The sequence below is a fragment of the Micrococcus sp. TA1 genome (genome assembly GCF_014199555.1).
GTDB lineage: Bacteria > Actinomycetota > Actinomycetes > Actinomycetales > Micrococcaceae > Citricoccus.
Window position 1 is genome coordinate 588,000 of record NZ_JACHNW010000001.1, and the last position, 23,165, is coordinate 611,164.

Annotated in this window: 17 protein-coding genes; 13 read left to right on the forward strand and 4 right to left on the reverse strand. The window is 71.0% G+C overall.

Features of this window, described 5'->3' with window-relative positions; genetic code table 11:
- Nucleotides 1–7 precede the first annotated feature (7 nt).
- From GGQ69_RS02420 to GGQ69_RS02455, 8 genes are all read left to right on the forward strand, one after another.
- On the forward strand, nucleotides 8–1,873 hold the full coding sequence (locus GGQ69_RS02420; RefSeq protein ID WP_183524140.1) for a sugar phosphate isomerase/epimerase and 4-hydroxyphenylpyruvate domain-containing protein: 1,866 nt from the start codon (nucleotides 8–10) through the stop codon (nucleotides 1,871–1,873).
- Nucleotides 1,874–1,957: 84 nt separating this feature from the next.
- Nucleotides 1,958–2,413, forward strand: a complete 456-nt coding sequence (locus GGQ69_RS02425; RefSeq protein WP_183524143.1) for a universal stress protein — start codon at nucleotides 1,958–1,960, stop codon at nucleotides 2,411–2,413.
- 269 nt (nucleotides 2,414–2,682) lie between these two features.
- Nucleotides 2,683–3,693 carry a 2,3-diaminopropionate biosynthesis protein SbnA gene (gene sbnA, locus GGQ69_RS02430; RefSeq protein ID WP_183524145.1) on the forward strand — a complete coding sequence of 337 codons (1,011 nt, stop codon included), beginning with the start codon at nucleotides 2,683–2,685 and terminating at the stop codon, nucleotides 3,691–3,693.
- Nucleotides 3,690–6,611 carry a Pls/PosA family non-ribosomal peptide synthetase gene (locus GGQ69_RS02435; protein WP_370577086.1) on the forward strand — a complete coding sequence of 974 codons (2,922 nt, stop codon included), beginning with the start codon at nucleotides 3,690–3,692 and terminating at the stop codon, nucleotides 6,609–6,611. The genes sbnA and GGQ69_RS02435 overlap by 4 nt, the downstream gene beginning before the upstream one ends.
- A 23-nt stretch (nucleotides 6,612–6,634) precedes the next feature.
- On the forward strand, nucleotides 6,635–9,172 hold the full coding sequence (locus GGQ69_RS02440; protein WP_183524148.1) for an amino acid adenylation domain-containing protein: 2,538 nt from the start codon (nucleotides 6,635–6,637) through the stop codon (nucleotides 9,170–9,172).
- A 15-nt stretch (nucleotides 9,173–9,187) separates the two neighbouring features.
- Entirely contained in the window at nucleotides 9,188–10,195 is a 1,008-nt protein-coding gene (locus GGQ69_RS02445) for a TauD/TfdA family dioxygenase (protein WP_183524152.1), read from the forward strand.
- The gene (gene sbnB / locus GGQ69_RS02450) at nucleotides 10,192–11,259 is read left to right on the forward strand and encodes a 2,3-diaminopropionate biosynthesis protein SbnB (RefSeq protein ID WP_183524157.1); all 1,068 of its coding nucleotides are present in this window, start codon (nucleotides 10,192–10,194) and stop codon (nucleotides 11,257–11,259) included. The genes GGQ69_RS02445 and sbnB overlap by 4 nt, the downstream gene beginning before the upstream one ends.
- A gap of 54 nt (nucleotides 11,260–11,313) precedes the next feature.
- Nucleotides 11,314–12,477 carry a pyridoxal-phosphate dependent enzyme gene (locus GGQ69_RS02455; RefSeq protein WP_183524160.1) on the forward strand — a complete coding sequence of 388 codons (1,164 nt, stop codon included), beginning with the start codon at nucleotides 11,314–11,316 and terminating at the stop codon, nucleotides 12,475–12,477.
- A gap of 76 nt (nucleotides 12,478–12,553) precedes the next feature.
- On the opposite strand, the gene GGQ69_RS02460 is transcribed toward GGQ69_RS02455, so the two are convergent.
- Nucleotides 12,554–13,522 carry a ketopantoate reductase family protein gene (locus GGQ69_RS02460; RefSeq protein ID WP_255459397.1) on the reverse strand — a complete coding sequence of 323 codons (969 nt, stop codon included), beginning with the start codon at nucleotides 13,520–13,522 and terminating at the stop codon, nucleotides 12,554–12,556.
- A 41-nt stretch (nucleotides 13,523–13,563) separates the two neighbouring features.
- Complete coding sequence (locus GGQ69_RS02465) at nucleotides 13,564–14,883, reverse strand: heparan-alpha-glucosaminide N-acetyltransferase domain-containing protein (RefSeq protein ID WP_183524163.1); 1,320 nt, start codon at nucleotides 14,881–14,883, stop codon at nucleotides 13,564–13,566.
- Nucleotides 14,884–15,555: 672 nt separating this feature from the next.
- Between GGQ69_RS02465 and GGQ69_RS02470 the strand changes: the two genes are divergently transcribed.
- The 5 genes from GGQ69_RS02470 to GGQ69_RS02490 all read left to right on the forward strand — a co-directional run bounded on the left by GGQ69_RS02470 (nucleotide 15,556) and on the right by GGQ69_RS02490 (nucleotide 22,067).
- Nucleotides 15,556–16,683 (forward strand): acyl-protein synthetase, encoded by a 1,128-nt coding sequence (locus tag GGQ69_RS02470; RefSeq protein WP_183524166.1) that lies wholly within the window; start codon nucleotides 15,556–15,558, stop codon nucleotides 16,681–16,683.
- A gap of 157 nt (nucleotides 16,684–16,840) precedes the next feature.
- Nucleotides 16,841–18,013 (forward strand): sensor histidine kinase, encoded by a 1,173-nt coding sequence (locus tag GGQ69_RS02475; RefSeq protein WP_183524169.1) that lies wholly within the window; start codon nucleotides 16,841–16,843, stop codon nucleotides 18,011–18,013.
- Nucleotides 18,010–18,696 carry a response regulator transcription factor gene (locus GGQ69_RS02480; protein ID WP_183524172.1) on the forward strand — a complete coding sequence of 229 codons (687 nt, stop codon included), beginning with the start codon at nucleotides 18,010–18,012 and terminating at the stop codon, nucleotides 18,694–18,696. The genes GGQ69_RS02475 and GGQ69_RS02480 overlap by 4 nt, the downstream gene beginning before the upstream one ends.
- 137 nt (nucleotides 18,697–18,833) lie before the next feature.
- Entirely contained in the window at nucleotides 18,834–20,390 is a 1,557-nt protein-coding gene (locus GGQ69_RS02485; RefSeq protein ID WP_183524175.1) for a zinc ribbon domain-containing protein, read from the forward strand.
- A gap of 3 nt (nucleotides 20,391–20,393) precedes the next feature.
- On the forward strand, nucleotides 20,394–22,067 hold the full coding sequence (locus GGQ69_RS02490; RefSeq protein ID WP_183524178.1) for a serine/threonine-protein kinase: 1,674 nt from the start codon (nucleotides 20,394–20,396) through the stop codon (nucleotides 22,065–22,067).
- A 16-nt stretch (nucleotides 22,068–22,083) separates the two neighbouring features.
- Here GGQ69_RS02490 and GGQ69_RS02495 read toward each other — a convergent pair whose 3' ends face one another.
- Together GGQ69_RS02495 and GGQ69_RS02500 are read right to left on the reverse strand one after the other, a co-directional pair.
- Nucleotides 22,084–22,452 (reverse strand): hypothetical protein, encoded by a 369-nt coding sequence (locus tag GGQ69_RS02495; RefSeq protein WP_183524180.1) that lies wholly within the window; start codon nucleotides 22,450–22,452, stop codon nucleotides 22,084–22,086.
- Nucleotides 22,453–22,607: 155 nt separating this feature from the next.
- Nucleotides 22,608–23,081: a hypothetical protein gene (locus GGQ69_RS02500; protein ID WP_183524183.1), complete on the reverse strand. Its 474-nt coding sequence runs from the start codon at nucleotides 23,079–23,081 to the stop codon at nucleotides 22,608–22,610.
- Nucleotides 23,082–23,165 lie beyond the last annotated feature (84 nt).

A 23,165-nucleotide genomic window follows, 5' to 3' on the forward strand; every position in this document is an offset into this window, starting at 1 on the left:
GAGCGCCGTGAGGACCTCCATCGCCACCGTCTGCCTGTCCGGAACCCTCGAGGAGAAGATGCGCGGTGCCGCCCGGGCGGGCTTCGACGGCATCGAGGTCTTCGAGCCGGACCTCGTGGCCTCCCCCCTGTCCCCGGAACAGGTCGCCGACCTCGCCGCGGAGCTGGGACTGACCCTGGACCTGTACCAGCCCTTCCGCGACCTCGAGGGGGTGGAGGCCGAGGTCTTCGCCGCCAACCTGCGCCGGCTCGAGGCCAAGTTCCAGCTGATGCGGTGCATGGGCATGGACCTGATCCTGCTGTGCTCCAACGTCGGCACCGCCACCCGGTGGGAGGACGAGGTCGCGATCGACCAGCTGCGGCAGGCGGCCGACCTGGCGGCCGGCTACGGCATCCGCATCGCCTACGAGGCGCTGGCCTGGGGCCGGTACGTGAGCACCTACGAGCACGCCTGGAGCCTGGTCGAACAGGCCGACCGGCCCAACCTGGGCGTGTGCCTGGACTCCTTCCACATCCTCTCCCGCCGCGGTGACGTCACCGGGTTCCGGTCCATCCCGGGGGAGAAGATCTTCTTCGTGCAGCTGGCCGACGCACCGAACCTGTTGCTGGACCTGCTGTCCTGGTCCCGCCACCATCGCACCTTCCCCGGCGAGGGCGCCTTCGACCTGGTCGGGTTCTACCGGGAGCTGGTCGCCACCGGGTATGCCGGCCCGCTGTCCCTGGAGGTCTTCAGCGACGTCTACCGGCAGACGGACACCCCGCGCACGGCGCTCGCCGCCATGCGCTCCCTGCACTGGCTGCAGGAGGCGACGGCGCACCCGGACGAGGCGGCGGACCTGCAGCCGAGGGGCTGGGACTACGCCGAGGTGCTGGCCGCCGAGCCCCAGGACGTGACCGAGATCCTGGCCGCCCTGGGCTTCCAGGACCGCGGTCCGCACCGGACCAAGGACGTCCGGCTCTATGCCGCCGGAGACGCCCGGGTGGTGCTCAACGGCCGGCCCCGGCCCCGCGGGGAGGACGGGTCCGAGCTGGTGGGCCTCGGCCTGCAGGTCCCGGACCCCCGGGCCACGATGGACCGCGCCCGGCTGCTGCAGTACCCCGTGGCCTGGCGCTCCAACCGGGCGGACGAGATGGTCCTGCGCGGGGTCACCGCCCCGGACGGCTCGGAGCTCTTCGTCGCCCCGGTGCCGGACGAGGGCCGGGAACCGGGCTGGACCGGGGAGTTCGGGCCGGACGCCACCGGCCGCGGCACGGGACACCTCCGCGCGACGGACGCGCCGGCGTCGTCCGCAGGTGAGTCCCTGATCCTGGGGGTGGACCACGTCAACCTGGCCCAGCCGTGGCAGTGGTTCGACGAGGGCGTGCTGTTCTACCGGGCGCTGTTCGGTCTGCACGCCCGGGCCAACAACGAGGTGGCCTCACCCCAGGGACTGGTGCGGTCCCAGGTCGTGCAGACGGACGACGCCTCGGTCCGCCTGGCCCTGAACATGCTGCCGCAGGTGCTCGAGGGCACGGACGAGGGACGGCGACGGCGGCGCGCCGACTTCCCGGAACACGTCGCCTTCCTGTCCTCGGACGTGGCCGAGGTCGCCCGCCGCGCCCGGCGGGCCGGCCTGCGGTTCCTGCCGATCCCGGCGAACTACTACGAGGACCTGCACGCCCGCTTCGACCTGGACGAGGGGCTGTTGCGCGTGCTGCGCGAGAACGACCTGATGTACGACCGCGACGAGCGGGGGGAATTCCTGCACTTCTACACCCGCACCGTCGGCAGCGTGTTCTTCGAGGTGGTCGAACGCCGCGGCGGTTACGACGGCTACGGCGCGATGAGCGCCCCGGTGCGCCTGGCCGCGCAGTACGACGTGGACCGGCAATAGCCGACGGGCGGACGTTGTGCGGCCCCCGCCGTGGAGCCTACGGTGTCCGCACACCCGGACACCGGTACCCGAGGGAGCTCCACGATGCAGACATCACAGCCGATCGTCGTCGGGGTCGACGGCTCCCAGGCCTCCCTGGAGGCGCTGCGCGAGGCCGGCCGGATGGCCGACCTGATGGGATGTCCGTTGACGGCGGTCACGACGTGGCAATTGCCGGTCACGGCCGCGGACTACCCCTTCCCCCTGGAACAGAACTTCGAGGAGGACGCCCGGAGACGGCTCGGCGCCTCGGTCCGCGCGGTGTTCGGCGAGGATCCTCCCGCCGGTCTGGAACAGGTGGTGAGCGTGGGATCGCCCGCGCGGGTGCTCCGGGACCTCAGCGAGGACGCCCGGTTGCTGGTGGTCGGCAGCCGGGGCCACGGGGGCTTCGTCGGCCTGATGCTGGGTTCGGTCAGCTCCGCCGTGGCCGCCCACGCCCGGTGCCCCGTCCTCATCACGCACCGGGACGTCCCCGGGCCGGCCTCCGCGCCGGCCGGCTGAAAACTGTCAGGCCCCCGTCCGGAACCACCGGGCGGGGGTCTTTTCGTGCGTTGTCCCGCGTCCGGGCTGGTCACCCCGCATTCCGGCCTCCAGGGGAGCCGAGGCCCGGGTGGAGGGAGCCCGAGTACGCCGGAGAAAGTACCCCGCATACCGCTGTGTAGGTATTCCCAAAATACCGGGGCGGGAGGATTCTTTCTCGTGTTTTCGAATCCACTCTTGATGGGGAGCGGTCCTGGGGCCGCGCATAGGGCAAGAGATCGAGGGACATCATGACCATCATCAAGGAACCGCACCTGTTCAACGAGCAGAGCCTGTTCATCGACCTGGAGGGAGTACTCGGGAGGCTGCTCTACCTGAAGATCGAGGGGTTCAACCTCGCGGGATCGATCAAGCTCAAGCCGGCCATGGAGATGGTCGAACGGGCCGAGCGGGAGGGGAAGGTCGGCCCCGGCTCCGTGCTCGTGGAGTCCTCCTCGGGCAACCTCGGCGTCGCGCTCAGCATCATCGCCGCCAGCAAGGGGTACCGCTTCGTGTGCGTGATCGACCCGCGCTGCAACCCCGCGACCCGGCAGCTCATGGAATCACTCGGGGCCCAGGTCGACCTGGTCACCGAGCCCGATCCCGTGGACGGCCTGCTCGGGGCCCGGCTCAACCACGTCCGTGCACTGTGCGAGTCCGACGACCGGTACGTCTGGCTGAACCAGTACGCCAACCCCGGCAACTGGGGAGCGCACTACCGCTGGACCGCTCCCGAGATCGCCGCGCAGTTCCCCGGGCTCGAGGTGCTGTTCGTCGGGGCGGGGACCACGGGCACCCTGATGGGGTGCGCCCGGTACTTCCGTGAGCACCGGCCGGACGTGCGCATCGTCGCGGTCGACGCCGCCGGATCCGTCTCCTTCGGGGGCCAGCCGGGCACCCGCCTGATCCCGGGCCTGGGCATGAGCGTGCGGCCGCCCCAGCTCGATGAGTCACTGGTCGATGACGTGGTGATCGTCGAGGAGGTGGACACGGTGCGCACCTGCCACCGCCTGGCCTCCCGCGGGTTCCTGTTCGGCGGTTCCACCGGGACCGTGGTCCACGGCGCCATGACGTGGCTCGCGGACCACCACGCCCAGCACGTCACCGCGGTGGCCATCTCCCCGGACCTGGGCCGTCCCTACCTGGACACCGTCTACGATCCCGACTGGGTGCTCGACCACTTCGGGGCCGAGGCGCTCACCGGGGCCGACCCGTCGGCAGAGTCGGTGGTCAACTCCTCACCGGGGAGTGTCTCGCAGTGAAGAAGCTCATCGACACGCTGCCGATGTCCACGGCTCCCCGTATCCCGGCACCCAGCGTTCCCCTCGCCACACCGGAGACCGGGGGCGCCGCCGCGGACCGTCCCCTCGAGCGTCGCCTGGCCCAGCTCCTCGCCTCCGTGGTGCAGCGGGAGCAGGTGCCCGTGGACGCCAACTTCTTCGAGGACCTGGGCGCCGACTCGCTGGTGATGGCGCAGTTCTGTGCCCGGGTGCGCAAGCAACCGGACCTGCCGGCCGTGTCGATCAAGGACGTCTACCGGCACCCCACGATCGCGGCACTGGCCGGGGCCCTGGCCCCCGCGGAGCCCGCCCCGGCGCCGGTGCAGGCCCGGATGGCGGACCTGCTGGCCGGTGTGCTGGCCGGGGTGCTGGGCCGGGAGCAGGTGCCCGTGGACGCCAACTTCTTCGAGGACCTGGGCGCCGACTCGCTGGTGATGGCGCAGTTCTGTGCCCGGGTGCGCAAGCAGCCGGACCTGCCGGCCGTGTCGATCAAGGACGTCTACCGGCACCCGACGATCGCGGCACTGGCCGCCTCGCTGGGTGGGGGTGAGCCGGTGACCGCGGGCCAGCCCACGGTCACCGACGCCGTCGCCTCCCCCGCGGCGGGACCGGGACCGTCCACCGCCCTCGTCCCCCCGGAGCGCTCCGGGCGGACGACGCACCGAGGACGTCACCGGCGCACCCCCGCGGAGGGCACACCGGCCACCACGACCGAGTACGTGGTGTGCGGCGTGCTGCAGACCCTGATCTTCCTCGCCTACACCTTCCTGTTCGCCGTGATCATCGAGAGGGGGCTGCTCTGGGTCTGGGAGGGGGAGGGCCTGCTCGAGCACTACCTGCGGGGTGCCGGCTTCGGTGCGGTCACCTTCCTGGTCATGTGCACGCTGCCCATCCTCGTCAAATGGCTCCTCATCGGCCGCTGGAAGCCCCGGGACATCCGCATCTGGAGCCTGGACTACGTGCGGTTCTGGTTCGTCAAGACCGTGGTGGTCGCCAGCCCCCTGGTCCTCTTCGCCGGCTCGCCCCTGTACCTGTTCTACCTGCGGGCCCTGGGAGCCAAGGTCGGGAAGGGGGCGATAGTCCTCACCGGGCGCGTGCCCGTCTGCACCGACATGCTCACCATCGGTGAGCGCACCGTCATCGACAAGGACACCTTCCTGACGGGATACCGCGCCGTCAGCGGCATGATCCAGACGGGTCCGGTGACCATCGGCAAGGACGTCTTCATCGGTGAGAAGGTGGTGCTGGACATCGGCACCTCCCTCGGTGACGGCGCACAACTGGGCCACGCCTCGTCCCTCCACGAGGGCCAGGCCGTCCCGGCCGGCGAGCACTGGCACGGATCACCAGGTGAGCGGACGGAGTCGGACTACCGTGCCGTCGCCCCGATCGACTGCGGCCCCCTGAGGAGGGCCGGGTACGTCATCTGCCAGTTGCTGCTCCTCTTCGGCGTGACACTGCCGGTGGGGTTCGGCGGGCTGGCCCTGGTCCTCGACGTGATCCCCTGGCTCTCGGACATGCTCTGGTCGCCGGTGGTGTCCTTCACGAGCGCGTCGTTCTACGGGTACGTCCTGCTGACCTCCGTCATCCTGTTCTTCGGGACCATCGTCGTCGGCATGGTCCTCACCATGACCGTGCCACGGCTGCTCAACCTGGCACTGACCCCGGACCGGACCTATCGACTGTACGGATTCCATTTCGCGTGCCATCGGGCGATCGAGGGACTGACCAATCGACGGTTCTTCCACGACCTCTTCGGGGACAGCTCGTTCATCGTCCGCTACCTGCAGAGCCTCGGGTACGGGCTGTCCCCGGTCGTGCAGACCGGATCGAACTTCGGCACCGACATCAAGCACGACAACCCGTACCTGGTCTCCGTCGGGAGCGGCACGGTGGTGGCCAGTGGCATCTCGATCGTCAACGCCAACTACTCCAGCTCCTCGTTCAGCGTCTCGCGCAGCTCGATCGCGCCCAACAGCTTCTTCGGCAACGAGATCCTCTACCCACCGCAGTCCACGACGGGCCCGGACTGCCTCATCGCCACGAAGGCGCTGGTCCCGATCGACGGACCGGTCCGGGAGGGGGTCGGGCTCCTGGGCTCGCCGGCCTTCGAGATCCCGCGCACGGTCCAGCGGGACAGTGAATTCATCCGCATGGCCCATGACGAGCAGCTTCCCGACCGGCTCGCCGCGAAGAACCGGCACAACCTCGTGACCATCGGACTGTTCCTGCTGGCGCGCTGGTTCTACGTCTTCGTGGCCACCCTGTTCGGCTTCTTCGCGGTGGACCTCTACTTCCTGGTCGGTGAGGTCTCACTCATGCTGACCACGGTCCTCACCCTCGTCTTCGGCCTGTTCTACCGTGCCCTGGTCGAACGCGCCTCGACCGGGTTCAAACCCCTGAAGCCGAAGTACTGCTCGATCTACGACATCGACTTCTGGCGCACGGAACGCTTCTACAAGCTCGAGGCGGAAGTGAGCCCGCTGTTCAACGGCACCCCGTTCAAGGGCGCGATCCTGCGGATGCTGGGGGTGCGCGTGGGCAGGCGGCTCTTCGACGACGGTGCCCAGATCGCCGAGAAGAACCTCGTCACCCTCGGTGACGACGTCGCCCTCAACACCGGTGCGTGGGTCCAGTGCCACTCACAGGAGGACTACGCCTTCAAGTCCGATGCCATCACGATCGGCTCCGGCTGCTCCGTGGGGGTGTCCGCGATGATCCTCTACAGCGCGCGGATGGGCGACGGCGCCTTCCTCGCCCCCGACTCCTTCCTGATGAAGGGCGAGGAGATCCCCGCCGGCGAGCGGTGGGGAGGCAACCCTGCCGAGGCCCTGACCGATGCGAACCCCGGCCGGCAGCCACGGCCGTCCTCCGCCGCCGACGTGGTCGAGACCGTCTGAGCAGGAAAGCAGGAAAGCAAGACATGGACATGATGACTGACACGGGACGCGCTTTCTGGCGGGGCATGCTCGCCGCGGGTGGACTCACCACGATCCCGCGGTGGACGCTGGACCCCCGTCCCGGCCTCGGCGAGCACCACGAGGCCCTCCCCGAGGACCTGCTGGGAGCGCTGCGCCGGCTGGCCGACGGCCTGGGGACGTCGGTGGACGCGGTCCTGCTGACCGCCCACGCCAGGGTGCTCGCCACGCTGGCCGGGGAACGGGAGGTCGTGACCGGTTACGGCACGGCGCCCGGAGGCGAACCGGTGCCGTGCCGGCTGACGATCGACCCGGGCTCCTGGCGCGATCTCCTGACCTCCGTGGCTCGCCTGGAGGGGGAGCTGCGATCGCACCTGCAGGACGGACACGGCGTCGACCTCGACGGTGTCCGCCGGGAGCTGGGCCTGCGCGGGCCGGTGTTCGAGACCGAGCTCATCCCACGGGACACCCCGGGGGAGCCGGCCGACGGCACGGTCCTCCAATTGTCGGTGTCGAACGAGGCGGGCGGTGCCCGGTTGCGGCTGCGGTACCGCACCGATGCGCTAGACGCGCCCGCCGCCGCCCGCATCGCCGGATACCACGCGCGGGCCCTGGCGGCCATGGCCGCGGACCCGGACGGCGAGCACGCCCGCGCCTGCCTCCTCACCCCCGAGGAGTTGCGCTTCCAGCTGGAGGATCTCGCCGGTCCCCGGCGGGAGCTTCCCGACCTCCGCGTCCACGAGGTGCTCGAGCAGCGGGCCGGGTCCACCCCCGACGCGGTCGCCGCGGTGCACGGGGAGGCCCTCCTGACCTACCGCGAGCTGAACGCCCGGGCGAACCGGTTGGGCCGGGCGCTGCAGGCCCGGGGCCTCGACCGGGAGACCGTCGTCACCGTGGTGACGGAGCGGAACCTGGACTGGATGGTGACCGTCCTGGCCATCTGGAAGGCAGGCCTGACCTACCTGCCGCTCGAGCCGCACTTCCCGCCGGAGCGCATGGCCACGGCCATCTCCCGCGCGGAGTCCCCGCTGGTGGTGACCGAACGGGCCAGTACCGCGATGCTCGACCAGGCCCTGTCCATCCTGCCCGGCGTCACGGAGCTCTTCGTCGAGGACCTCGCCGCCGAGGATCACCCGGAGGGCGACCTCGGGGTGGACGTCGCCGCCGGTCAACTGGCCTACATCCTGTTCACGTCCGGCTCCACCGGGCAGCCGAAGGGCGTGATGTGCGAGCACGCCGGGATGCTGAACCACATCCTGGCCAAGATCGACGACCTCGGCGTGCGCGAGGGAGAGGTGATTCCCCAGACCGGTCCGCAGTGCTTCGACATCTCGGTGTGGCAACTCGTCGCCGCCCTCCTGGTCGGCGGGCGCACCCTGCTCGTCGACCAGGACGCCATCCTCGACGTGGAGCGGTTCGTCGACACGATCGTGGACGGTCACGCCGGCGTCATCCAGGTCGTGCCCTCCTATCTCGACGTGATCGTGTCCTACCTCGAGCAGCACCCCCGCGAGCTGCCGGACCTGCACTGCGTGTGCCCCACCGGCGACTTCCTGAAGAAGGAGCTCGTCCAGCGCTGGTTCGCCCTCTACCCCCACATCCCCGTGGTCAACACCTATGGGCTCACCGAGACGTCCGACGACGCGGTGCACGAGATCATGGACCGGCCCCCGGCTGGGCCGGGGGTCCCCCTCGGGCGGCCGATCAACAACACCCACGTGGACGTCGTCGACGAGTTCGGCACCCCGGTACCGCTCGGCGCCCCGGGACTGATCGTGTTCTCCGGCGTGTGCGTGGGACGCGGGTACGTCAACGACCCGGAACGCACCGCGGCGATGTTCGGCGACGACCCGCATCGTGCGGGGGCGCGCATCTGCCGGACCGGTGACTACGGACGGTGGCGTCCGGACGGGAAGCTCGACTTCCTGGGCCGGCGTGACAACCAGGTCAAGATCCGGGGCTTCCGCATCGAGATCGGTGAGATCGAGAACGCCCTGCTGGGGGTTCCCGGCGTCCGCGACGGCGCCGTCGTCGTCGGGCGGGGGCCCGACCAGTCCGCGTTCCTCGTGGCGTTCTACTCCGGTGACCGTCCACTCGAGGCGGAGGAGCTCCGTACCCGGATGGCCGGACGGGTCCCGGACTACATGGTCCCCTCCGCGTACCGGTGGCAGGAGCGCCTGCCCCTGACCGGCAACGGCAAGATCGACCGGAAGACCCTGGGCGGCATGGCGCAGGACACCGTGGCACACCCCACCCCCACGGAGGAGCTCACGGCCGCCGAGCAACGGCTGGCCGGGGCCTGGGGATCGGTCCTGGGCCTGCCGCCGGAGCGGATCAGCAGGCAGGACTCCTTCTTCGAGCTGGGCGGCACCTCCTTGTCCGCCGTGAAGCTCGTCGTGCTGCTCCAGCGCGCCGTCTCGCTCCAGCAGGTCATGCGGACCCCGGTCCTGGCCGACCTGGCGTGCCTGCTCGACACGCATTCCGCGCCCCCGGACCAGGACCCCGGCCGTGACCGGCTGACCACTCCCACTCGTTCCCTGTGACCCGAAAGGACCCTCATGTCATCCCCCTCACCCAGAACACAGCTCGCCGTGGACCGTGAGGCCGGCCGGACACCGATGCTCACCGTCGCGGACGGCCCCGATCCCGTCCAGTGGGCCGACCAGCACCGGGAGGGACTGCGCGCGGCGGTGGACGAGCACGGTGCCGTCATGGTCCGTGGGCTCGGCCTCCGCGACGCAGCCGAGGTGGCCGCCGTGTTCCACCGGCTGGCCCCGGGCGGACTCATGCCCGACCGGGAGGCGTTCGCCGCCCGGCGGCAGCACGCCGAGGGCGTGTACTCGTCGCTCACGTGGCCAGCCAACCAGCCCATGTGCATGCACCATGAGCTCAGCTACGCGCTCGAGTTCCCCGGCCTGTTGCTGTTCGCCTGCCTCGAGGCACCCGCCACCGGAGGGGTGACCGGTGTCGCGGACGCCCGCACCGTGCTGGAGGCCCTTCCCCCGGACCTCGTCCGGCGGTTCGAGGACGAGGGGTGGTTGCTCGCCCGCAGCTACAACGAGGACGTCGGGGCCTCCTACGAGGAGGCCTTGGGGGTCGGTGACCGCGCCGCGGTCGAGGACTACTGCCGGGCCCACGAGATCGAGTTCGAGTGGCAGCCCGACGGGGAGCTCCGGACCCGGCAACGCCGCCCCGCCGTGGTGCGGCACCCGGTGACGGGCCAGCGCTGCTGGTTCAACCAGGTCGCGTTCCTGAACGAATGGACGATCGCCCCGGAGATCCGGGAGTACCTGGTGGACGTCTACGGTCCCGACGGACTGCCGTTCAACACCCGTTTCGGCAACGGCGACCCGATCGGGGAGGACGTCATCACCCTGGTGAACGAGGTCTACGAGGCCCACACCCTGCGGACGCCGTGGGAGGCCGGGGACCTCATGCTCGTCGACAACGTGAGCACGGCCCACAGCCGTGAGGCCTACGAGGGCCCTCGGGAGATCCTCGTGGGGATGGCCGAGCCGCGGCGGGTGTCCGACCTCGTGACCACGGGGCGGGAGGACGTGCGATGAAGGAGGATCCCACCGTCTCCCCGGTCGCCACCCCGGAACCGAGGACCGTCCCCCCGTTCGCCGTCATCCCCGGTGCCCAGGTGCAGCAGGCGCTCCAGGGCCGGGAGCGGCAGGTCGTCGAGCTGGTCGAGGAGACCTACCGGGTGCACGCGGCCGGGGACTCGGTGAACCCCCCGTCGTACTTCCTGACCTTCCCGGACCGGCCCACCGCGCGCATCATCGCCCTGCCCGCCTCGATCGGCGGCAGCGTCGGGGTCGACGGCATCAAGTGGGTCTCGAGCTTCCCGGACAACGTGAGGTCCGGGATACCCCGCGCCTCCGCGGTGCTGATCCTCAACGACCGGGCGACGGGCTACCCCTTCGCCTGCATGGAGAGCTCCATCATCAGTGCCTCCAGGACGGCCGCCTCGGCGGCCGCGGCCGCGGACTGGCTCAGCAGGGGACGGGGCCGGCCCCGACGCGTCGGGTTCTTCGGCGTGGGCCTCATCGCGCGGTACATCCACACCTTCCTGGACGCGACGGACTGGTCCTTCGACGAGATCGGGGTGTACGACCTCTCGGGCGAGAGCGGAGAGGGATTCAAGGGGTATCTCGAACGGAGCGGCACGGCCGCCCGGGTGACCGTGCACGACAGCCCCGAGCAGTTGATCCGGAGCAGTGACCTCGTCGTGTTCGCGACCATCGCGTCCCAGCCGCACGTGCACGACCTCTCCTGGTTCGAGCACAACCCGCTGGTGCTGCACGTGTCCCTGCGTGACCTGGACCCGGAGATCCTGCTGGCGTCGACCAACGTCCTGGACGACGTCGACCACTGCCTGAAGGCCGGGACGTCCGCGCACCTCGTGGAGCAGATGGTCGGTCATCGGGACTTCGTGGCCGGCACCCTGGCCGATGTCATGGCCGGCACGGTCCCGCTGCCGGAGGACCGCCCGGTGGTCTTCTCACCATTCGGCCTGGGCGTGCTCGACCTGGCCGTGGGCAAGTACGTCTATGACGACATGGCCCGCAGCGGCCGGCTCCAGGTGGTCGAGGACTTCTTCACCGAGCTGAGCCGGTATGGCTGAGACGGTTCGCCCGGACACGGACACGGACACGGACACGGGGGAGGCGGACGCGGAATGGGCAGGGTGACCGGTTCGGCGCGCACCGCCGGGTGCGAGTGGCTGCAGTACGACTACGGTCCCGCCCTGGTCCCGGACGGGGAGCCGGGATCGTTCACGATGTGGCGGTACCGGGCGCTGCTGCCCGTGGCCGAGGGGCCGGTGCGCTACCCGTTGCCCGTCGGCGGCACGCCCCTGCTCGCGGTCCCGGCCCTGCGAGGCGCGCTGGGCGTCGCGGGCCTGTGGGTCAAGGACGAGACCCGTGGCCCGACGGCGTCCAACAAGGACCGGGCCACGGCGCTGGTGATCGAGGACGGGCTGCGGCACGGCCGGGACACCATCACGACGGCCTCCACGGGCAACGCCGCGGTGGCCACGGCCTTCGGGGCGGCCGCCGCCGGAATGCGCGCCGTCATCTTCGTCTCGACCGACTGCCAGGAGGAGAAGCTCGCGCTGATGACCCAGGCGGGGGCCTGGGTGTTCCAGGTCCCCGATGGCTACGCCGCCGCCGTGGACCTCTCGCGTGCAGCCGTCGAGGAGTTCGGCTGGGTGGACCGGAACACCGGGGTGAACCCGCTGACGACGGAGGCGAAGAAGACCGTCGCGCTGGAGGTCTGGGAGCAGCTCGGCCGGCGCATGCCGGACGTGATGGTCGCCCCGGTGGGTGACGGCCCCACGCTCGTGGCGCTCGCCAAGGGCTTCGACGAGCTCGTCGCCTGCGGCGTCGCCGCCCGGACGCCCCGTCTGGTGGGTGTGCAGGCCGCGGCGTGCCAACCGCTGGTGCGCGCGTGGTCGGGCACCGATCCGGGTCCCGGTGAACTGGATGCGGGGGCGACCGTCGCCGACGGGATCGCCGTGCTGCGGCCGGCTATCGGTGAGGCGGTGCTCCAGGCCATCCGCTCCAGCGACGGGACCATGGTCGCGGTGAGCGACGCGGAACTGCTGGCGGCCGTCGGCCTGCTGGCCGCCACGGCCGGCGTCGGTGCGGAACCGGCCGGGGCCGCCTCCGTGGCCGGCCTGCGGGGTGCCCTGCGCGAGGGCGTGGTGCAGCCCGGGGAGACCGTCGTGGTGCTGGTCACCGGACGTGAGGTCAAGGCGTCCGGGTCCCCGTCCCGGGACCGGGTGACCGTGGCCCGCCGGCTGGACGACGTGCGGACGGCCCTCGCGGACGCCCCCCGGTGAGGGCCGGGCAGCCGACCCACCCGCATCGGCGGCCCGGTGCCCGGTCCCCGGGGGTGAGCGGACCAGACGGTGGTCCTCACAGGGTGGCCAATCGCACCGGACCCGGCTGGGCCGGACGGTCGGCTCGCGTGGCGGTCTGGTCGTGCACCCGCACGTGGGTCAGGGCCAGCCGGGTCAGGGGGACCTCCACGCCGTACCGCTCCGCCGTGGCCACGAACTCCCCGAGCAGGTGTTCCCCCTCGTGCGAGAACCCGGCGGTCAGGTCCCGGTAGAGGGAGGAGGTGAACACGGACCCAGGTTCGGTGAACATCTCCAGGCTCGCCGCGTGCGCGGCGTCCGAGACGGGGTATCCGGCCGCCGCGGCGACCCGTTCGGTCTGGTCGATGACCTCCAGGACGAACTCCCTGCCGCCGGGGGCGGCCAGGATGGCACCGATGGTGCCACGCATCAGGCACGTGGTGGTCCCCCCGGCCACGATGAAGGCCCACTTGTGCCACATCGCGGCCAGGATGTCCTCGTCCAGGACCAGGTCGTACCCCGGTACCGACAGTTCCTGCTGGATGCGGGCCGCGCGGTCCGTGCCTCGCCGGTCCTGTTCGCCGAAGATCATCGTGGCGTGCGGTTTCAGCTGGAAGACCGCACCCTCCGGGGTGACCGTGGTGACCACGCGGACGATCCCGCCCAGCACGGCACCGCGGCCGAAGCGGGCGTTGACCCGCTCCAGGTGGGCCATGCCGTTGAGCAGGGGCAGGATGGTGGTGTCCGGTCCCACGGCCGGGGCGATGTCCTCCATGGCCTGCTCCAGGGCCCAGGCCTTGGTCATGAGCAGGATCAGGTCGTAGGGACCGTCCAGCTCGCGGGCCGTGACGGCCCGGACGGGAATCGTCTCGTCGTACCCCGGCCCGTAGACGCGGAGGCCCTGGCGCAACTGCTCGGCGCGGGGTGGACGGACCAGGAACGTGATGTCACGTCCGGCCTGGACCAGACGGGTCCCGAAGTACCCGCCGGTGGCTCCGGCTCCCACAATCAGAGTCTTCATGGTCATCTTTCCTCGTGTCGTGCGGATGGGTGTGAGGGACGGGCTGTTCATCGGGCTGATCCCCGGTGTTGCTCCGGTGCGGCTGTCCGGTCCCCGTCCGGGGACGGAGCCTCCAGCGGGGGGACGCTGGGCGAGGGCTTCGCCCACCCCTCCCGCACGCGCCGCCGGGTCCAGTCGCTGGACTCGGAGATGATCGCCTCCAGGGGGCCCTTGCCCAGGGAGCTGCGCCACATCAGCGCGAACAGCATGAAGGAGATGACCTGGATCCACAGGTTCACGACCGGCTGGTCCTCCGGCAGGATCTCGAGCATCATGACGATGCAGTGGGCCGAGTAGAGGGTCAGCGTCATCGCACCGATCGCGGTGAAGGGCGTGAAGACCCTGCCCCCGCCGCGGGTGATGAGCAGGGCGAAGCCCAGCACGGCCATGGCCGCCCCCAGCGTGTGGAGCGTGCTCAGCGGGGTCTCGGAGTAGGGCGCGACGGTGGCCAGCCACCACCAGGACGAATCCGGCAGCAGGGTCGTCTCCGGACCGAAGGTCAGCACCTCGGCGATCTCGTCCGCATCGAGTTCCGGAGTCGCCCCGATCAGGCGCTGCAGGCCGCCGACGGGGCCGAGCAGGAACATCGACAGGGCCCAGGCCGCGGCGGCCAGCGCCGAGCCCCAGCCCAGGAGCCTGAGCGCCAGCGTGCGGGACGTCAGTGCCTGCCGTCCGATGACCATGCCCACGCAGAGGTAGACCATCCACATGGCCGCCGGGTAGAAGCCGGTCACCACCATGTCCGAGAGGAACGGCAGCGGTTGCTGGGCTGCGGTGACCAGCGTGTAGTCGGCGTCCGGATCGGCCTGTTCCGGGATGAGGCCGTGGAGATTGAGCAGTTGCCTCAGGATGGGCCCGAGGACGACGAAGACGGCCGCGGCCACGAGCAGCACGCGCGATGACCGGCCGTAGAACGGCAGGGCCAGCAGGAACAGGACACCGAAGTAGGGGATGATCGTGGCGATCGGCGTGTCCAGGTGCCCCAGCATCAGGCCGGCCAGTAGGATCAGCAGTCCACGGACGACCAGGGCCGCCCGGTCGGCCGCCAGGGCGCGGCCCGAGAAGTCCCCGCGGGACCGCTTCTCCACGAACGCGATGGAGACCCCGGCAAGCAGGGCGAACAGGGCTGCGCCACGCCCGCCGGCGATGCCGAAGGCCAGGCTCATGCCGCCCTCCCGGTTCTCCTCCGGGAGGACGTGGACGGAGACCATGCCGATCAGGGCAAGCGCCCGGGCCACGTCGACGCCCAGGGCACGCCGTGATGACGGCGGTACCGCCTCACGGGGAGTACGAGGTGCGGGTGCACTGGCCAGCGGATGTGGAGACATGGGATCGACCTTGCGGATTGAGGAGGTGGATGGGTGGTGTGGCCCCGTCAGCTGCGGCTGGACCTGCAGGAGCGGGACACCGTGTGCCTCCAAGAATGCGCGGGAGTCGGCTCAGAAGCGTCCGCCACGGGCGGTATCCCGGCGCTACAGAGTGTGGTGGATACCGAATGGACCGGGGCACGACGATCGGGCCATGCTTCCGACCGCAGTCGGTGTGCTCCGACCGGGATGCCGGCCATTCTGAGTGATGCCAGCCGCGGTATGTCGCTGTGAACCATCCCCTGGATCCACATGACCGGGCCGGTGATCAAGTCCAGCACCGGGCGCGGGGCGGTCGCAATCATGGCGATGCTGTGCGTTTTCTATGAGGTCCCCTGCGCGCCGCGTACGCAATGAACAGTACGAGGTCTACCGCATCGCAGGTATTCCCAAAGTACCGCTGCGGGAGGATCCTTTCTGGTGTCCTCGCAACCATCATTGACTGACATAGGGACAGTTCGAGCCCATCGGTGAGCCGAACTGCTGGGAAGAACGAATTGCAGAGGGGCAGTCTCATGCGAGCCAACCACCAGATCACCCATGCCTCCGGCGATCACGCGGGTGTCTTGCCTGTCCGGTACACCCGTGCCGCCGCCACCGTGGCGGCCGTCGAGACCACGGGGAGATAGGACCATGTTCTCCTTGTCGCAGATCCTCGGCGACGTGTCGGCAGCGCACCACCAGACCCCGGACGACTGGGCGCGGTCGGTCACCACCGTCGTGCGGGACGCCGCCATCTACCACGCGGCCAGGAACGGCTTCTACCGTGCCCAGTGCGACGCCGTGGGGGTGGACCCCGCCGCGCTGCACGAACTCGAGGACCTTCAGCGCCTGCCCCTGTTGCCCGTCAGCCTGTTCAAGCGGGCCGATGCCCGCGTCCTGCTCACCTGCCCCCTGTCCAAGGTCGAGACCGAGGCCCGGTCCACGGGGACCAGCGGGGTGTCCTCGGTCGTGCGCCGCGACGCCGAGACGGTGACCCGTGCACTGATCGGGCTGACCGGCACGTACCGGGAATTCTTTGGCCTGTCCGGGGGAGCGGGACTCTTCCTGAGCCCGTCCTCCGCCGACGCCCCGGAGAACGGCATGGCCAAGGTCTTCAACATCCTCAACGGCATCCTCGACGACCACGCCTACCTCGTCAGTGACAACGTCTTCGATCCCGCCGACGCCCTGGAGTACCTGCGGAAGTGGAAGGGCCTGATGACCCGGCACATCATCGGGCCCCCGTTCCTCGTGCGTCGGTTCCTGCGCTTCCTCGAGCTCGAGGGAATCAACGTCTTCCTGGACCCCTACAGCATGGTCATCACCCTGGGTGGCTGGAAGCGCTACCCGGGTGAGGCCGTCTCCGCCGAGGACTTCCGGGACGAATGCCATCACCGGCTGGGCGTCAGCCGGGAGAACGTCCGGGACATGTACGGACTGATCGAGTCGGACCTGCTCGCGGTCGAGTGCCACCTGCATCGCAAGCACGTGCCACCGTGGTGCTTTGTGTCCATCCGGGACGTCCACGACGTCACCAGGGAGGTCGCCGCCGGGCAGACCGGCATGATCGCCGTCCTGGACGCCGTCAACACCAGTTATCCGGGCTTCCTCCTCACCGACGACGTGGGGGAGGTCGAGACCGGCACCTGTGCCTGCGGCCGGACCGGGCAGGTCATCACCTTCCGCCACCGGAGGCAGGGGGGTGAACTCGACCGCAGCGCCGTGAGCATCGAGCGGTACATGGGTTCGGGCCGGTACGCCTCGGCCCAACCCGCATGAGTGCAGCACCGCCAGTCCCTGGAAGGGCGGTCGGGACGGAAGATCATGAGTTCAGTCGAGACCGGTAAGCCGTTCCGGCGATGATGGGCACGGGGCGCCGGCCGTGGGGCCCCCTCGGGGCCCGGAGCGCGGTCCGTCAGGCCGGGGGTGATGCGCGATGATCTCGCCCATCGTCTCCGGCCGGGACGTGAAGATCGCCCTCGGGGCGGTGGCCCTGGACACGCTGCTGTTCACGGGGGTGCCCTACGCCGGATGGTCCGCGCTCGGACCACCGTCCGTGACGGTGGTCGTGCTGAATCTCGCGATGGTGCCCGTCCTGTTCCTCCGGCGGCGCGCACCGGTCCTGATCTGCCTGATCCTGTGCGGTTACGCCGCCGCCCTGACCCTGACGGTGGGGTCACGCCCCCTGGCCAGTCTCCTGGTGGCCCTCTTCACCGCCGCGGCGCTGCGCCCGGCCCGGTACAGCGGCTGGTGCCTCGCGGCCATCCTGGGCACCCATGCCGTCAACCTGTCCTACCAGGCCTCCCTGGCCACGAGGGAGGGGAACCCGTGGACGACCGTCCTGGTCGTCGGCGTCGCCCTGGTGGTCTTCGACCTCGCAGCCTGGTTCCTGGGGCGCTGGGCCGCCGAGTCCCGGCGCCGGTCCCGTGAGCTCGTCAGGACGAGTGAGGCCAGGGCCGCGAAGGCCGTCGCGGACGAGAGGCTGCGGATCGCCCGGGAACTGCACGACATCGTGGCCCACGCGGTCACCGTGATGGTCCTGCAGGCCTCCGGCGCCCGGCGGCTGCTGGTCAAGGACCCCGTCTCGGCCGAGACGGCGCTCGCCTCCGTGGAGGAGGTCGGCAAGCAGGCGATGGCCGAGCTGCGCCGCCTGCTCCAGGTGCTCCGCACCGTGGGCAGCACGGATGAGGAGGCGCTCGAGGCCGGGATGATCGCCGGCCTCGAGGACCTCGATCCCCTCGTCGAGCAGACCAGGGCCGCCGGGGTCACCGTCGATCTCTCGACCTCGGGCCTGGAGGGGCGGCTCCACTCCAGCGTCGAACTGAGCGTGTACCGGGTCGTTCAGGAGGCCCTGACCAACGTGGTCCGCCATGCCGGGCCGGGCACGCGCGTCCGCGTGAGCGTGGCCCGCGTGGATGACACCGTCACGGTCGAGGTGACCGACGACGGTTCCGGCACCGTCAGCAGCGTGGCCCAGGAGCTGACCAGCGGGTATGGCCTGGCCGGACTCCACGAGCGGATCAAGCTCATGGGCGGGGAGATCCACACCGGGCCGGTGGACGGCGGCGGTTACCGGGTCCGCGCCACCCTGCCGGCGGTGACACCATGATCCGCGTCCTGCTCGCCGACGACGAACCCCTGGTCCGGACCGGTATCGCCATGATCCTCGGAGCCGAGGACGACATCGAGGTCGTGGACGTCGTGGGCGATGGCCGTGCGGCCGTGCTGCGCGCCCGCCAGACCGCACCGGACGTCGTCGTGATGGACGTCCGCATGCCGGTGATGGACGGGGTCGAGGCGACGCGGCGGATCCTCGACGAACAGGAGGCCGGTGCGCCGCAGCCGGGGGTCCTGGTGCTGTCGACCTTCCATGTGGACGAGGCCGTGCACGGTGCCCTGCGCGCCGGTGCCTCCGGTTTCGTCCTCAAGGACGCGGCGCCGGACGAGCTGGTCGCGGCCGTCCATGCCGTCGCCCGCGGAGACGCCTGGCTCGCCCCCGCGGTCGCCAAGCGACTGCTGGCGGAGTTCAAGGGACGGCCGGAGTCGCTGCTGCCGCGCGGCGACCTCATGGGCCGCCTCACCCATCGCGAACGGGAGGTGCTCATCCTCCTCGCCCACGGCCTGGGCAGCAGGGCGATGGCCGAGCACCTGTTCCTCAGTGAGGCGACCGTCAAGACCCACCTGAACCGGATCCTGACGAAGCTCGGCGTGCACGACCGGGCCGGAGCGGTGGCCGTGGCCTACCGCGAGGGACTGGTGGGCCCCAACGATCCGATGCCGCCACGACCGTGACCACACCGAGACGGGCCCGCGGACGGGCATGTGTTCCGGGTCACGGGGCGAACTGCTACCCTCTGCCCAGGCATCGTGGAACCTCTTGGCCCAGGGACGGGGCAACAGTGAGAAGCTTGCTCGTCAACAATGGATCCGTGCCAGCGTCGGCTGAATGCTTCGCCGGGGGACGGGCGCGTGTCCCACTGGTCCGGGTGCTTCTCGGCATCGTCGCCCTGGTGTGCCTGACGGCGGCCGGAAGCCCCGCCCCGTCCGCGTCGGCCGAGCTCCACAGCGGCACGGAGGGGACTAAGGCCGCCCTCGTCCGCGTCGAACTCAGTGCCGTGGCCGAGATCGTCCACATCGACCACTCCTCCGGTGAGGTGGAGATCGCCCGCGGCCGGACCACCGTGCCCCTGGGGGCCGGGACGGGCGTGCTGGTGTCCGCGGACGGCGTCGTGGCCACCACGTGGGAGAACATCCGCGTGGACGCGGACCAGGTGGCCGTCTACGCCGCCAATGAGCTGTTCGCCGACGTCATCGGCGTCGCCATCGTCGGCAACGACGGCGACCCGGCCAAGCGGGGTTCCACCCCGGATCCGTACTGGGGTCCGCACCTGCAGCACTGCTACGACCAGGTCACGCACTGCGTGCACTTCCGGGTACCGCAGTACCACGTGCGCACCTACACGACGGAGCCCGGTGGCGTCATGGCCGAACTGCTCAACTCCCCGTCCGGGCCCGGGGACGTGGCCCTGCTGCGGATCAGCGGCGGCGGGGGTGCGCCCACCGCCACGGTCGCGGCAGCGGACGCGGCCCCCGGTGCGGACGACCTCCTGCTCGGCTTCACGCGCCGGCCTGGACCGGAGCACGGACCGGTGCAGCTCCCGGTGACGCTGGACGCCGCCACTGACGTGATCAGCTCCCCGGAGGACCTGACCGGGCCGTTCGGCGCAGGCGTGTCCGGCGGACCCGTCGTCGACCCCTCGACCGGGCAGGTCATCGGACTGGCCGGGCCGCCCCAGGACGGCGGATCGGCGACGCTCGTGACCGCCGCTCAGATCCGGGCGGCCATGGACGAGGCCGGTGTGGAACCGTCCTCGTCGAAGTTCGACGTGGTGTTCCGCCGGGGGATCGATCATCTGGCCTCGGGCAACCCCGGCAGATCGGCCCAGGGTGCCCTCGAGGAGTCCCTGACGTACTACGATTCCGCGCTGGCGACGAGCCATCTCCACCAGGCCCAGGCGTCGGAGCCCACCGACAGCGCCGACGCGGCGGCAGCCGCCGGGCCGGGGGAGGAGACGGGAGGCCTGCGGTGGGGTGCCTTCCTGGCCATCCTGATCGGCGCCCTGCTCGTGGCGGGCATCGTCGCGGCCCTCGTCCTGGGGCGACGCCGGACGCCCGCGACCGCCGGTGCCGACAGCCGGCCTCCGGAGACCGGCCGCTGGCGCTCCGTCCCCGCGTCCGTGGCGTCAGTCCTCCCGGCGAGGTGGCGGGGCGACACGCACCCGGACCCCGCCCCTCGGCACTCCCGGTCGGCCGATGCGCCGGCACCGCCGGATGCGGCGCCGGACCACGGCGACGACGCTACCGTCGACGCACGGACCGGCCCCGCCCCGGACGGGTTCGACGGTCGACGGTTCTGCGCCCAGTGTGGCGCGGCGGTGGGCCCGGGAGCGCGATTCTGCACCGGTTGCGGTCACCCGGTCGGCTGATCCGTGGACAGCCCGAGGAATTCCCTGGGACCGGGGGCGGAGGTCGCGGGGTACCGCGTCCAGTCACTGATCGCCCGGGGCAGCAGGGGCGTCGTCTACCGGGCCCTGGACGTCGAGCACGACCGTCCGGTGGCCCTCAGGCTCCTCGCCCCGGAACTCTCGGCCGATCACGAGTTCAGCCGGCGGTTCGACCGCGAGTCCCGGCTCGTGGCCTCCATGGACCACCCGAACATCCTGCCCGTGTACGGGACCGGGGAATGGTCGGGGCTGCTGTACGCCGCCATGCACCACGTCCGCGGGACGGACCTCCAGTCCGAGCTCGACCGGCGCGGCCCCCTCCCGCTGCCAGAGGCACTGCGCATCCTGACCGAGACGGCCGCCGCCCTGGACGCCGCCCATGAGGCCGGGGTGATCCACCGCGACGTCCGGCCCGGCAACATCCTGCTGTCCGAGGATCCCCTCCCCGCCGACGGCGCGGACGGCCACCGCCACGTCTACCTGGCCGGCTTCGGCCTGGGCAGGCCGATGGCGATCGCCAGCGGGGCCGCCACCCCGGCCCAGGTCCCCGGCACCGTGGACTACCTCGCACCCGAGCAGATCCGCGGTGGGGACGTCGACGGCCGGGCGGACGTGTACGCGTTGGCGTGCGTGGCGTTCGCACTGCTCACCGGTCGCCCGCCGTTCGACGAAGCGGACGGGGAGGGGGACGAGGAGGCACGGCTCCGGGCCCACCTGGCCGGGAAGCCACCACGGCTCGCCGGCGAACGCCCCGACGTCCCGGCCGTCGTCGAGTCCGCGATCCTCCGGGGCATGGCGAGGGACCGGGCGGACCGGCCCCCCTCCTGCGGTGCGCTGGTCGGCCTGATGTCCGGGGCCCCGGCCACCGACGCCGGGCGCGTCCCGCCACCCCCACCGGACGCCACCACCGAGCCGGCCGGTGACGGACCGGCGCACGGTGGCGATGACGACGTCCGCGCCGAGCCCGGACGGCCGGCGGACACCGGAGGCGGTCCGGGGCCCGGTCCCCGCCCGGACCAGCACGGAGGCTCCCGGCACCGCGCGGTGCCCCGGGTGGGAGGACGCACCCGCCGGATGATCGTGCTGGGCGCGGTGCTCCTCCTGCTCCTTGGCCTCGGCCTGGTGCTGGCCCGGTGGTCACCGGGGGAGAAGTACGTGCCCTTCCGTGCGGAGGGAGTGCCCTACACCCTCGATGTCCCGGAGAGCTGGACCGCCCGCACCCACCAGGCCGGGGACAGCACGGTCAGCGTGCTGTCCCCGGCGGACCTCACCGCCTTCTTCGCCGATGACCCGGAGGCGCCTGCGGCCGTGGGCCGCACCGCGGCCGACGACCCGTCCGGTGTCGTCGGCCTGGCCATCTACCACCGTCCCACCGGGCTGGAGGGTCAGTCCCCGGCCGCCCGGGTCGATGCGGCGGAGGCCCTCCTGCCCGGCCGGGAGGCGTATCTGGTCCACCGCGGGGAGGCCACCGTCGGGGACCTGACGGGGCAGGTCATGGAGGGATCCGTGCAATTGCCCACCGCCACCCTGCAGGTCCGGGTCCTGGTCGTCGAGGCGGACCCCGCCCAGTTGCTGGTGTTCTTCGCCCCCTCGCCGCTCTTCCACGAGCGTGCGGAGGTCTTCGACGAGGTCACCGCATCTCTGCGCCGGACCGGCTGACCGCCCGGCCCCGGGGTCACTGGGTCTGGCAGGTGGCCAGGCTCAATTCCTCCAGGACGGACAGCACCGCGGTGCCCGGTCGGTCCAGGGCGGTCTGCATGCCGCTCAGCGCCTTCCGGAGGGCGGCGGCCGGCCGGGTGGACCCCTGCGCGTTGGCGTACCGCAGCAGGTGCTCCACCAGGCTGATGCGCTCCAGGGTGCGGTCCTCACTCGGGCCGTTCAGGGTGTCCTCGACGGCGAGCACCGCCAACCGGGTGGCGACCGCGGCCAGGGTGCCGTACGAGGCACCGCGGCTCGTGAACGTCTCCTCGACCCGGCGGCCGGTGGCGGTGGTGACCACCGCGGTGCCGGTGGCCGGGGAACTGGTGGTCGAGACGATGGTCATGGTCTTCCCTCGTGGTCTGCTGAGTTCGTGCGGGTGCGGGTGCGGGTGCGGGTGCGGGTGCGGGTGCGGGTGCGGTGGCCGGATATCCGGCGGGGTGCGGGATCCGGCCGTGGCGTGGACCCCGCACCCGGTGGCGTGCCGGTCTGGCTGCCTGCCTAGTCCCAGTACCTCACGACCTTGTACTTGAGCTCGTAGTGCGCACCGTGGTCGTCGAACGTCGCGTACTGCCATCCCTCGTCGTAGTCGTGCTTCTCGATCCAGACGTGTCCGAGGTAGTCGTCCTCGTCGTCGTGGTGTCCGTGGTCCTCGTCCCAGAGGCTGAGCTTGAAATCGTGGTCGACGTCCGCCCAGGCGCCGTCGAACCCGTAGTGGTCCCCCTCGTCCATGTCCTCGGGGCCCCAGACGGTGTGGTGACCGAACTTCATGTAGACCTCGTCGTAACCCTTGTGGTCCTCGTTGTCGTGGCAGTCGAGGTAGTCGAAGACCACTCGGTAATGCCACTCGCCGTCCGAAGAGCCGTCCGCGCCGGCGGTGCTCGCCGTCGCGGCCGGAACCCCGGCGAGGAGGGCGGATGCCGCGAAGGCCGTGCCCGCGAGGGTGGCACCGATCTTTCGGTTGAGAGGCGACATGGTGGTGATCCTTTTCCTCAAGGGGCGTTCCGCCGATCGGAACCCTGGATGCCCTGTGTCATCAATGGTGGTCCGATCGGCCGG

Bases quoted from the DNA above. Each gene is read 5' to 3' on its own strand.
- GGQ69_RS02480 (WP_183524172.1), top strand. From the start codon at position 18,010: ATGATCCGCGTCCTGCTCGCCGACGACGAACCCCTGGTCCGGACCGGT.
- sbnB (WP_183524157.1), top strand. From the start codon at position 10,192: ATGAAGGAGGATCCCACCGTCTCCCCGGTCGCCACCCCGGAACCGAGG.
- GGQ69_RS02500 (WP_183524183.1), bottom strand. From the start codon at position 23,081: ATGTCGCCTCTCAACCGAAAGATCGGTGCCACCCTCGCGGGCACGGCC.
- sbnA (WP_183524145.1), top strand. From the start codon at position 2,683: ATGACCATCATCAAGGAACCGCACCTGTTCAACGAGCAGAGCCTGTTC.
- GGQ69_RS02455 (WP_183524160.1), top strand. From the start codon at position 11,314: ATGGGCAGGGTGACCGGTTCGGCGCGCACCGCCGGGTGCGAGTGGCTG.
- GGQ69_RS02425 (WP_183524143.1), top strand. From the start codon at position 1,958: ATGCAGACATCACAGCCGATCGTCGTCGGGGTCGACGGCTCCCAGGCC.
- GGQ69_RS02440 (WP_183524148.1), top strand. From the start codon at position 6,635: ATGGACATGATGACTGACACGGGACGCGCTTTCTGGCGGGGCATGCTC.
- GGQ69_RS02460 (WP_255459397.1), bottom strand. From the start codon at position 13,522: ATGACCATGAAGACTCTGATTGTGGGAGCCGGAGCCACCGGCGGGTAC.
- GGQ69_RS02495 (WP_183524180.1), bottom strand. From the start codon at position 22,452: ATGACCATCGTCTCGACCACCAGTTCCCCGGCCACCGGCACCGCGGTG.
- GGQ69_RS02475 (WP_183524169.1), top strand. From the start codon at position 16,841: ATGATCTCGCCCATCGTCTCCGGCCGGGACGTGAAGATCGCCCTCGGG.
- GGQ69_RS02445 (WP_183524152.1), top strand. From the start codon at position 9,188: ATGTCATCCCCCTCACCCAGAACACAGCTCGCCGTGGACCGTGAGGCC.
- GGQ69_RS02465 (WP_183524163.1), bottom strand. From the start codon at position 14,883: ATGTCTCCACATCCGCTGGCCAGTGCACCCGCACCTCGTACTCCCCGT.
- GGQ69_RS02470 (WP_183524166.1), top strand. From the start codon at position 15,556: ATGTTCTCCTTGTCGCAGATCCTCGGCGACGTGTCGGCAGCGCACCAC.